At 71.5% G+C, this 10,653-nt stretch carries 6 protein-coding genes; 4 read left to right on the top strand and 2 right to left on the bottom strand.

Annotation, left to right across the window (positions count from 1 at the left end):
* The 4 genes from CA984_RS48415 to CA984_RS38670 all read left to right on the top strand — a co-directional run.
* The coding region (locus CA984_RS48415) for a PEP-utilizing enzyme (protein ID WP_242676411.1) at positions 1 to 1,772 on the top strand (1,772 nt) is incomplete at its 5' end.
* A 760-nt stretch (positions 1,773 to 2,532) separates the two neighbouring features.
* A complete protein-coding gene (locus tag CA984_RS38680) occupies positions 2,533 to 4,266 on the top strand; it encodes a choice-of-anchor P family protein (RefSeq protein WP_086578349.1) in 1,734 nt (577 codons plus the stop codon).
* A gap of 363 nt (positions 4,267 to 4,629) precedes the next feature.
* Positions 4,630 to 5,571, top strand: a complete 942-nt coding sequence (locus CA984_RS38675) for a carbohydrate kinase family protein (RefSeq protein WP_086578348.1) — start codon at positions 4,630 to 4,632, stop codon at positions 5,569 to 5,571.
* Between the two features lie 230 nt (positions 5,572 to 5,801).
* Positions 5,802 to 7,673: a propionyl-CoA synthetase gene (locus CA984_RS38670; protein WP_086578347.1), complete on the top strand. Its 1,872-nt coding sequence runs from the start codon at positions 5,802 to 5,804 to the stop codon at positions 7,671 to 7,673.
* Between the two features lie 31 nt (positions 7,674 to 7,704).
* Here the strand turns inward: CA984_RS38670 and CA984_RS38665 are convergent, their stop codons facing one another.
* Positions 7,705 to 8,916, bottom strand: a complete 1,212-nt coding sequence (locus tag CA984_RS38665; RefSeq protein ID WP_086578346.1) for a cation:proton antiporter — start codon at positions 8,914 to 8,916, stop codon at positions 7,705 to 7,707.
* A gap of 406 nt (positions 8,917 to 9,322) precedes the next feature.
* Positions 9,323 to 10,492 (bottom strand): DUF418 domain-containing protein, encoded by a 1,170-nt coding sequence (locus CA984_RS38655; protein WP_086578344.1) that lies wholly within the window; start codon positions 10,490 to 10,492, stop codon positions 9,323 to 9,325.
* Between the last annotated feature and the right edge of the window lie 161 nt (positions 10,493 to 10,653).

The raw sequence follows: 10,653 nt of genomic DNA, 5'->3' as shown, positions 1-10,653 counted from the left end.
GGGTGGGCCTGCCCCGGGTGCTCGACGTGATGGAGGCCAGGTCGGCCACCGTGCTGCGCGGCCTGTCCGGCGACCCCCGCTTCAGCGTGACCCAGCGCTCGGTGCGCCCCGCCCTGCGCCGGCTCGTCAAGAACGCGATCCGTTTCCGCATCCCGGCACGCGCCGCGCAGGCCCTCCTGAAGCCCGAGAAGGCACACCGGCGTGCGGAGCGGCTGGGAGTACGGCTCCGGACACAGCTGGCCGCTCCGGCGGACGCCACCGCCCTCGAACGGCTCGACCACGTCGAACGGATCCTGGGCACCCGCGCCGTCCCCCTGCTGCCGACCGTCGTGCCGGGGCCGCTGGCCGGGTTCGCCATGCTCGGCCTGGCCTACCGCCTCCTCGGCGACCGCGCCCGACCCGGTGAGCTCCAGACCGTCCTGCGGGGACTGCCGCACAACGTGACCACAGAGATGGACCTGGCGCTGTGGCGCCTGGCCACCCGGATCCGCGCCGACCGGGAAGCCGCCTCCCTGCTGCTCGGCACACCGGCCGCCGAACTGGCGGACCGCTTCGGCGACGGGACGCTGCCCGGTGCGGTGGAGCGGGGCCTGAAGGAGTTCCTGTCCGTCTACGGCGTCCGCGCGATCGCCGAGATCGACCTCGGCGTGCCCCGCTGGTCGGAGGACCCGACGCACGTCATCGGCGTCCTGGCCAACTACCTCCGGCTGGAGGACTCCGCGCTCTCCCCCGACGCCCTGTTCGCCAGGGGCGCGGCGGAGGCCGTTCTCATGATCAGGACTCTGAGCGCCCGCGTGGGAGGCGTCCGGGGCCGGGTCGTCCGCTTCGCCCTGAGCCGGGCCCGGGCCCTGGCCGGCATACGCGAGCTGCCCAAGTTCTCCATGGTGACCATCCTGGCCGCCATGCGCGCCGAGCTGATGACCATCGGCGCCGACCTGACCACTCGCGGCCTCCTCGACTCGCCCCAGGACATCTTCTTCCTGACCATGGAAGAGGTCCGCACCGCCCTCACGACCACCCCCGGAAAGACCGCCCCCGGGGGAAGCACACCGGCCGCCTCCAGAGAGAACCCACCGACCACCCACGGGGGAAGCACACCGGCTTCCCCCGGAGAAAGCGCACCAGCCGCGCCCGAAGGAAACGCACCAACCGCCCTCGGAGAAAGCACACCGACTTCCTCCAGGCAGAGCACACCGGCCACCCCCGAAGGAAGCACACCGACTTCCCCCGGAGGAAGCACACCAGCCGCGCCCGAAGGAAACGCACCAACCGCCCCCGGGGGAAGCACACCGGCCGCGTCCCGCGGCGCGGCCGCGCCGTACCTCGCGACGCTGCGGATGATCGTCTCCGAGCGGCGCGAGGACGCCGCGCGCGAGCGGCGCCGCAGGCACCTGCCGCGTGTCCTGTTGTCGGACGGCACCGAGCCTGAGGCCGTCGCCACGTCGGCCCCGGTGGACGGCGCGCTCACCGGCACCCCTGCCTCGGCAGGCAGCGTCACGGGGATCGCCAGGGTGGTCCTCGACCCTGTCGGCGCCCACCTGGAGCCCGGCGAGATCCTGGTCTGCCCCTCCACCGACCCCGGCTGGACCCCGCTGTTCCTCACCGCGGGAGGACTGGTCATGGAGATGGGCGGCGCCAACTCCCACGGCGCCGTGGTCGCCCGCGAGTACGGCATCCCGGCCGTCGTGGGGGTCGCCCGCGCGACCGAGCACATCGTCACCGGCCAGCGGATCACCCTGGACGGCACCTCGGGCATGGTGATCACGGCCTGAGGCCGGACCCGGCTGCGGCTGCGGCTGCGGCTGCGGCTGCGCAGCGGGAAGCACGATGAGAGCATCCCAACGGGTCGGATTCCGGCTGTAGCGGCCCACCGGGCCGGGCCGGGCCGCTCCACAACCGCGTGCACCGATGGACCGTGATACGGCTGCCCCACGACCGCGACCACCCGGCACTCCGACCACCCGGCACCCGGACACCCGGACCTCCCGGCCGCTGAACACGCCGGCCGCCGAACACCCCGAGCATGAGCACACCGCCGGCCGGAAACCTCCCATCACCGAACACGCCGGCCGTCGGAAACCCCGAGCATGAGCACACCGCCGGCCGGAAACCACGATCACCGAACACGCCGACTCCGGACACCCCGACCCCGGATACGCCGGCCGCCGGAAACCCCACTCCCAAGCAGACCACCGCCCGGAAACCCCGGGACGTCTAATCAGAGTGATAGATATGCGACCTGTTTTACGCCGTTCCGGAAATGCCCGGCAATCGGCATGCCCGCTCCGCACTCCAGCGCTGCTCAGCGAGGAGCACATCCACTATTGGGCAAATACGGGCAAAGAGGAATCACCATTGACAGTCTCGGCGAGGTAGGCCATTTTATCGAAGGAGGTGCCGACAATTCGCCTCCCGATAACCGCCCTGCCGCCCGCCCGGTAAAACGAAACACCAGGCTCATCGGGACACACGCGATGTTCGGACTCTTTCCGGTTTCAGCGGTGTCATGGATTTACTGGGAGGAATTCACTGGTGAAGTATTCTCGTGCGCGTTTTCATGTGCCCGGCACGTTCAGGCGTGCCCTGGCCGGCGCCACCACACTCGTTCTGGCGGCATCGGCCGTGGTCGCCCAGAGCGGCGCCGCGACGGCGGCCCCCGGCACCCCGGGGGTGCCGCAGGCTCCGGCGGTCGTCTTCGCCGAGGACTTCGAGAACGGCCAGGGGGCCACGCCCATCCTGGTCACCGGCTACACCGGGGCGGCGCCCGCCAACCAGACCTACACCGCCGACCCGGCATGGTTGACCGCCTGCAACGGCTGGATAGCCTCGCAGCGCAACCCGGCGACCGAGCCGGCGAACGGCGGCTGCGGCGGGTGGTGGGCCTCGGTCAAGCAGCTGGCCGGCACCCTGGGCCAGTGGGCCGGCGGCGATCCGGCGACCAACCACGCCGTCACCGCCTACACCAATGCCGACCCCGGCTCGGGCAAGACCCAGCTGGAGGCCGTCAAGCCCGTCGGCATCGGCGCACCCAACCGCTTCCTGACCTTCTCGGTCGACGCCGCCGAGGTCAACTGCCACGGCAACCACGCCAAGCTCGGCTTCTACCTGCTGGACGGCTCGACGGCGGTGCCCACCTTCACCACCCCGATCGAGCCGTGCGCCCACCCCAGCACGACCATCAACGGGATCGGCGTGGGCACCTACACCAGCAACAGCCCCGTGCTGTTCGGCGGCTCCACGGTGGGGCTCCGGCTGGTCAACTTCCAGGCCAGCGGCTACGGCAACGACGCCGCGTACGACAACGTACGGATCCTGGACGTCACGCCCCAGCTCGACGTCGGTTACGGTCCCGCGTCGGTCGAGGTGGGCACCCACTCGACGCTGACCTTCACCGTCACCAACACCAGCGAGCTGGCGGTGAAGAAGGGCTGGTCGTTCAAGGAGAAGCTGCCCTCCGGCCTGACCGTCGCGGCGACCGCGCCGGTGACCGACTGCGCTGACACGACGGTGACGGCACCGGCGGGCGGCGGGCAGATCGGCGTGACCGGGACTCTGGCCGCCGGCAAGGCCTCCTGCACCGTCAAGGTGGCGGTGACGTCCGCACGGGCCGGCACCTACACCACCTGCGCCGACGACCTGACCGCCCATGCCGGGATCACCCCGCCGGGATGCGCCGAGGTGAGGTTCGTCCCGCCCGTCTTGGTGTTCGACGCCCACGCGCACGGCGGCCGCGTCACCACCCCGCTGCTCGGCGTCCCGCCGCTCGCGCCGTCCGACATCACCTGCACCAGGACGCCGGGCACCGACGACGCCACGCTGGCCAGTGCCACGCTGGCCGGCCTCGGCACGCTGGGGGTCATCACCACCACGGCCTCGGGCGCGGTCGACGCGGCGGGGCTCCGCACCGCCACGGCCACGGCCGCGACGGCCCGCCTCAGCCTGCTCGGCGGCCTCGTCACCGCGGACGAGATCACCTCGACGGCGAAGGCCCACGGCGACGACTCCGGAGACGTGAGCACCACCGGCCGGGTGGAGCTCACCAACCTGAAGGTCAACGGCGTCGCGATCGTCGATCCCGACGCCGGCCTCACGATCGACGTCCCGCTGGTGGCCAAGGTCGTGATCAACGAGCGGGTGGCGACCGCCGGCGGCAACGGCGTCGCGGTCAACGCCATCCACATCCGCACCGTGGCAGGCGCCGAGATCGTCGTCAGCCATGCCAGGGCCGCGCTGACCGTGCCCGGAAAGCCCTGCCCGACCGCCTGACCGCGTCACCCGCCGGGGGCCGGGGTGCGGCTCACCGCCCCCGGCCCTCACGGGGAACCACCGGAAATCGGCGAACGGCGGCCCGCGGACCGCGGGCCATCGTGGAAGACGCCCACGATCAGGGCAGAATATGCCTTCACGGTGGACGGGATCGGCCTGCCCTCGGATCCGCACGGACCCCGGCCGGATCCGAGGGACTCCATGCCGAGGACATTCGCCAATGGAAGGGGCCTATATGTCAACGTTGACATCAGTTGCCCTGGGCGATGAACTCCCCGGGAAGAAATCTCAATGGCCCAGCGCGGTGAAGGGCCGGCGACGTCACCGGAGCGCCTCCCGTAACGTCCCGAGAAAGGCGGCCCCATGCCCCACACCCAGGTAGCCGTGCTCGGCGAGTGCGTCGCCGATGCCTTCACGACCGGGACCGCGTCGCGGGGAGAGCTCACTCTGCGCGTCCTCCCCGGCGGGAGTCCCGCGAACACCGCCGTGGCCCTCTCCCGCCTCGGCACTCCCACCCGCTTCCTCGGGCGGATCTCCAGAGACGGCTTCGGCGCCCTGTTCCGCGCCCACCTCGGCGCCTCGGGGGTCGACCTGACCGGTTGCGTCACCGCCGACGAGCCCAGCACCCTGGCGGTGGCCACCCTGGACGAGTCGGGGCAGGCCGGCTACACCTTCTACGCGGAGGGCTCGGCCGACTGGCAGTGGAGTACGGCGGAGCTGACCGCCGAGCGGCTCGGCGACGTCTCCTGCCTGCACACCGGTTCCATGGCCCTGGTCGGCGCCCCGGGCGCGGAGCACGTCGAGGAACTGCTGGCCAGGACCGCCGTCCACGCCACCGTCTCGATCGATCCCAACGTGCGCGCCGCCTTCGTCGACCTGACCGTCTACCGGGAGCGGATGCCCCTGTGGTGCGCGCTCGCCGACATCGTCAAGCTGAGCGACGACGACCTGGGGCAGATCCACCCCGATGAGTCTCTCGAAGAGGTCTGCGACGCCTGGCACGCCGCGGGCGCCCGCCTGATCGTGGTGACCCGCGGCCCCCGGGGCGCGACCGTCTCCCTCGACGGCGAGCGGGCGACGGTGCCCGCCCCCGCCACGGAGGTCGTGGACACGGTCGGTGCCGGCGACTCCTTCACCGCCGCCTTCCTGCACCGGCTGCACGCCTCCGGCCTGCTCGGCGGGCGGCTCGACACCCTCGGACTCGACGAGGCCACGGATGCGGCGGCCTTCGCCACCCGTGCCGCCGCGCTCACCTGCTCGGTGGCCGGAGCCAACCCGCCGTGGGCGCACGACCTGGACGGCTGACGGGACCAACCCGCCAAGGGCGCGACCTGGACGGCTGACGGGACCAATCCGCCGAGACACGCGACCTCAACGCCTGACGGGACCGGGCCAGGGCGCGGGCCGTGATCTGACCGGCCGGCGGTGGGAGGCGGCCTGCCACGGGCAGGCGACCCGGACCGGACCGGCGCGGGGACGCGCCCCCGCCGGAGCGGTGTCTCGACCAAGCGCTCGCGGGAGAGCATGATGGTCTGATGTCGTACGTCGACGCCTTCGCCCGTAGCATCGCCGACCCCGGAGGGTTCTGGTCCGAGGCCGCCAGGGCCGTCACCTGGACCCGGACGCCGGGCCGGGCACTGGACGACCGGGATCCCCCGTTCTACCGATGGTTTCCGGACGGGGAGCTGAACACCTGCTTCAACGCGCTCGACCGGCACGTCGAGGCGGGGCACGGCGACCGGGTCGCGCTGATCTACGACAGTCCCGTCACCGGGACCCTCCGCCGATACACCTACGCCGAGCTGCTCGACGAGGTCGCCCGGTTCGCCGGGGTGCTGCGCTCGCTCGGCGTGGAGAAGGGCGACCGGGTGGTGGTCTACCTGCCGATGGTCCCGGAGGCGGTGATCGCCATGCTGGCCTGTGCCCGGCTGGGGGCGGTGCACTCGGTGGTGTTCGGCGGGTTCGCGCCCAAGGAGCTGGCGGCCCGGATCGACGACGCGCGGCCCAAGGTCATCGTGTCGGCCTCCTGCGGGATCGAGCCCAGCCGGGTGGTGCCGTACAAGCCGATGCTGGACGCCGCGCTGGAGCTGGCCGGGCACCGGCCCGCGCACTGCGTGATCCTCCAGCGCGAGCAGGCGCCGGCGGAGCTCGTGCCCGGCAGGGACGTGGACTGGGCGAGCGCGGACGCCGAGCCGGCCGGGTGCGTGCCGGTGCGGGCGACCGACCCGCTGTACATCCTCTACACCAGCGGGACCACCGGCCTGCCCAAGGGCGTCGTGCGTGACAACGGCGGGCACGCGGTGGCGCTGCTGTGGAGCATGACGAACGTCTACGGCATCGGGCCGGGCGAGGTGTTCTGGGCGGCCTCCGACGTCGGCTGGGTGGTCGGCCACTCCTACATCGTGTACGGCCCGCTGCTGCTCGGCGCCACGACCGTGCTCTACGAGGGCAAGCCGGTCGGCACCCCGGACGCGGGCGCCTACTGGCGGGTGATCGCCGAGCACGGGGTGAACGCGCTGTTCACAGCGCCGACCGCGTTCCGGGCGATCAAGAAGGAGGACCCGGAGGCGGTCCTGCTCGGCGACTACGACATCTCGTCGCTGCGGACGCTGTTCCTCGCCGGAGAGCGGCTGGACCCCGACACCTACCACTGGGCGTCGGACAGGCTCGGCCTCCCGGTGGTCGACCACTGGTGGCAGACCGAGACCGGCTGGCCCGTCGCCGCCAACCTGCGCGGTCTGGAGCCCATGCCGATCAAGCCCGGCTCCCCCACCGTGCCCGTCCCCGGCTACGACGTGCGTGTGCTCACGCCTTCGGGCGCCGAGTGCGCCCCCGGCGAGGAGGGCGCGATCTGCATCCGGCTGCCGCTCCCGCCCGGCACGCTCCCCACGCTCTGGCAGGACGACGAGCGCTACGTGAACTCCTACCTGTCGGCCTTCCCCGGCCACTACCTGACCGGCGACGGCGGCTACGTGGACGAGGACGGCTACCTGTTCGTGATGGGCCGCACCGACGACGTGATCAACGTGGCCGGGCACCGGCTGTCGACCGGATCCATGGAGGCGGCGCTGGCCGCGCATCCGGCCGTGGCCGAATGCGCGGTGATCGGGGTGGCCGACGAGCTGAAGGGGCAGGTCCCGCGTGGCTTCGTGGTGCTGAAGAGCGGGGTGGAGACCGACCCCGCGGCACTACGGGCCGAGCTGGTCCGGGCGGTCCGCGATCAGGTGGGCGCCGTGGCGGCGTTCAAGGAGGTGGACGTGGTCCCGGCGCTGCCGAAGACCAGGTCGGGCAAGATCCTCCGCAAGACCATGCGCGGCATCGCCGAGGGCGTAGACGAGCCGGTTCCCTCGACCATCGAGGACGCGACGGTGCTGGACACCCTCCGCTCGATCGTGACTCCGCGCTGATCGCACCGGACACACCGGCCGCCGGGGCGGTTCAGGGGACGGAGTCCCCCTCCTCCGGTTCCCCGCGCCCTCGTCGCTTCCTCCCTCCCGGGAGTGCGCGGGCGATCGGCTCCGAACGGCTGGCGATCAGCGGTCCGAGCAGGGCGAGCACGAGCACGTACCCCGCGATGAACGGCGCGAGCCTGGTGTCCAGCCCGGCGGCCAGCGCCATGGTCGCCAGGACGAGGGCGAACTCGCCGCGTGACAGGACGGTGAGCGAGATGTTGACCGCCTCCATCCTGCCGAAGGAGTTCAGCTTGGCGGCCAGCACACCGGCCACGACGTTGAGCAGCACCGTGATCGCCACCGCGATCACGATGGGCCAGGCCACCGAGAGCATGTCGCCCGGCTCGATGGACAGGCCGAACGCGAAGAAGAAGAGCGCGGCGAAGGCGTCCCGGAGCGGGTGGACGAGCTGGCGGATGCGCGGCGCCGCCTTGGTCGAGCTCAGAATGAGTCCGATCATGAAGGCTCCGATGGCGTCGGAGACGCCGAGCTCCTCCGCGACGCCGGCGGTGAAGATCGCCAGACCGGTGAACATGACCACGAGCAGCTCGTCGTCCCTGGTCGTGACGAGCGTGTTGACCAGCCGCGTCCCCCAGCGGGCCAGCGCGGTCAGCACGATCAGGAAGGCGAACGCCTTGCCGAAGGAGATCGCGGCGGCGGCGAAGGTGTCGGCACCGCTGAGCACCGGCTGCAGCACGGCCAGGTAGAGCGCGAGGAAGACGTCCTCGACCACGATGATGCCGAGGATGAGGCGGCTCTCCGGGTTGCCGAGCCGCCCGAGGTCGACGAGCAGCTTGGTCACGATGGCCGAGGAGGAGATGCCGATGACGCCGGCCAGGACCAGGGCCTCCCTGCTCCCCCAGCCGACAGCGAATCCGAAGGCCAGTCCGCCGCCGACGTTGAGCAGGATGTACAGGACCCCCGCCAGCACCAGCCGCCTGCCTCCCTGGACGAGSTCGTCCAGGGAGAACTCCAGGCCGAGGTAGAACAGTAGGAAGATCAGGCCGAGCGCGGCGATGACCTTCAGGTCCGCCGGGTTGTCGACCAGGGCGAGACCGGGCGTGTGCGGGCCGAAGATGATGCCCGCGAGCATGAACAGGGGGATGGTCGGCAGCCCTATCCGGGTGCCGAGCCTGGCGATGATCCCCGCGGCGAGGAAGGACCCGCCGAGGGCGATGAGAGCGTCACCCAGTGCCACGGTGACCCCTTTCGGGGCAGATTCCGGGCATGGTGAACGCGCATTCGTAGAACATGAAAACCTCCGTCGAGCGATCTGGTGTCAGGGCGTCACAGATCGCCGGACGGAGGCGCCCGGGGTTCGGAGCTGTCGCGTACGGCCCGCGCGGTGGGGGCCGTCCGGGGTCGTGGGGCCGGAGTCCGTGTCCCCTGCCCCGGCTCGGCCGCTTCCGTGTGCGGCGGGGGCAGGCAGCGGTCCGCCTGATGATGGACGGACGGGGGGAGCAGCGCGCCCCCCGCCAGTGTGATCGCGAGTCCAGGCTCGTGATGGCGTCCGTGGGGGGCCGGAAGCGGCGCGTGGACGAAGGCGAACAGAGCCAGCAGAAGGGCGGCGACCGTACCGACGACCCTCCGCGACAAACCGGACCCTAACGCTTGATGGAATTGTCCATTACTTTATCATTTGTCTGCAGATGGGATTGGGGTGCCATATACGCCCACTGCCAGACCAGCTCAAGCGGCCCCCGCTCGAAGCGGCGCAGCCACAGCGTGGACAGTGTCATGAACAGGGCGCAGACACCCGCCCAGGCGGCGATCACCCACCACGGGCGCAGCCCGTCGAACCGCGCGGCCAGCCCCAGCCCCCAGCCGTAGCAGAGCGCCGCGGCGGCCAGGTTCTGGAAGACGTAGCAGCTCAGCGCGGTGCGTCCGACGTTGGTCAGGCCCCGCCGCAGCAGGCCGGGAGCACCCGCCATCCGGTGGACGAGCGTCGTGACCAGGGCGAGCAGGCCCAGCGCCACCAGTGGGGGGAGCAGGTAGCGGTCGACCAGGAACCAGGTCTCCCCGGCGAAGGAGGTCAGCAGGTTGAGCGGGGCGCCCACGCCGAACCCGATGACCATGAGCTTCCGGCGGAGGACGGCGCCCCGCCCGGACTCCTCGAACACCCCGGCGCGCATCAGCCGCGAGCCCAGCAGGAACAGCACGATCCCCATCGGGACGATGAACACGGCCTCGATCCGGTAGACGCCGATCAGCTCGATCCGGGCGGCGACCTGGTCGAGGTAGGAGCCCTCGGAGAACAGCGTGGACGGCGCCGCGGCCGGCGGGGCCATGCCGGCCCGGCCGTAGGCCAGGGCGAGGGTGACCAGTCCGACCAGCACCGTGAACACCGAGCCCACGGTGATCATCCAGGCCCTGACCGCCCGGTCGCTCCGGCCGATCAGGTACGCCACGATGATCGAGGTCAGCGCGTAGCCCATGAGCACGTCGAACTCGAAGATCAGCACATAGTGGATCAGCCCTTCGAGGAACAGCAGCCCCGCCCGCCACAGGTACCAGCCGGGCCAGGGCGCGCCCCGGCGCGCGGCCGAGCGGTACTGCAGCTCCAGCCCGACCCCGAACAGCAGGGTGAGCAGCGCCAGGAACTTGCCGTTGGCCAGGAAGCGGAGGAAGGTCTCCACGGTCCCGGTCTGGCCCAGCGCGTCCAGCAGGCCCTCGGGGCCGGCCGGGCTGGTGAAGATCCAGATGTTGGTGCCCAGCGTGCCCACGATGGCGACACCCCTGAGCACGTCCAGCACGTCGATACGTCGCGTCGTCACATCTCAACGATGTCCGGCCCCGGGCGGCCGGACATCGTTACGCGGACCCATCCGGGGCGTACATCGATGGATGTAGGGACTCAGACCTCGGGCGGCGGCCCCGGCGGGAGACGGCACCCGCGAGAGACGACACCTGGCCGCCCGGCGAGCCTCTCCCCGCC

Origin of the sequence: Streptosporangium minutum (assembly GCF_002149035.1) — a bacterium.
Classification (GTDB): domain Bacteria; phylum Actinomycetota; class Actinomycetes; order Streptosporangiales; family Streptosporangiaceae; genus Streptosporangium; species Streptosporangium minutum.
The sequence above is the reverse complement of the archived record's forward strand: the minus strand, read 5'-3'. Positions and strand labels throughout refer to the sequence as shown.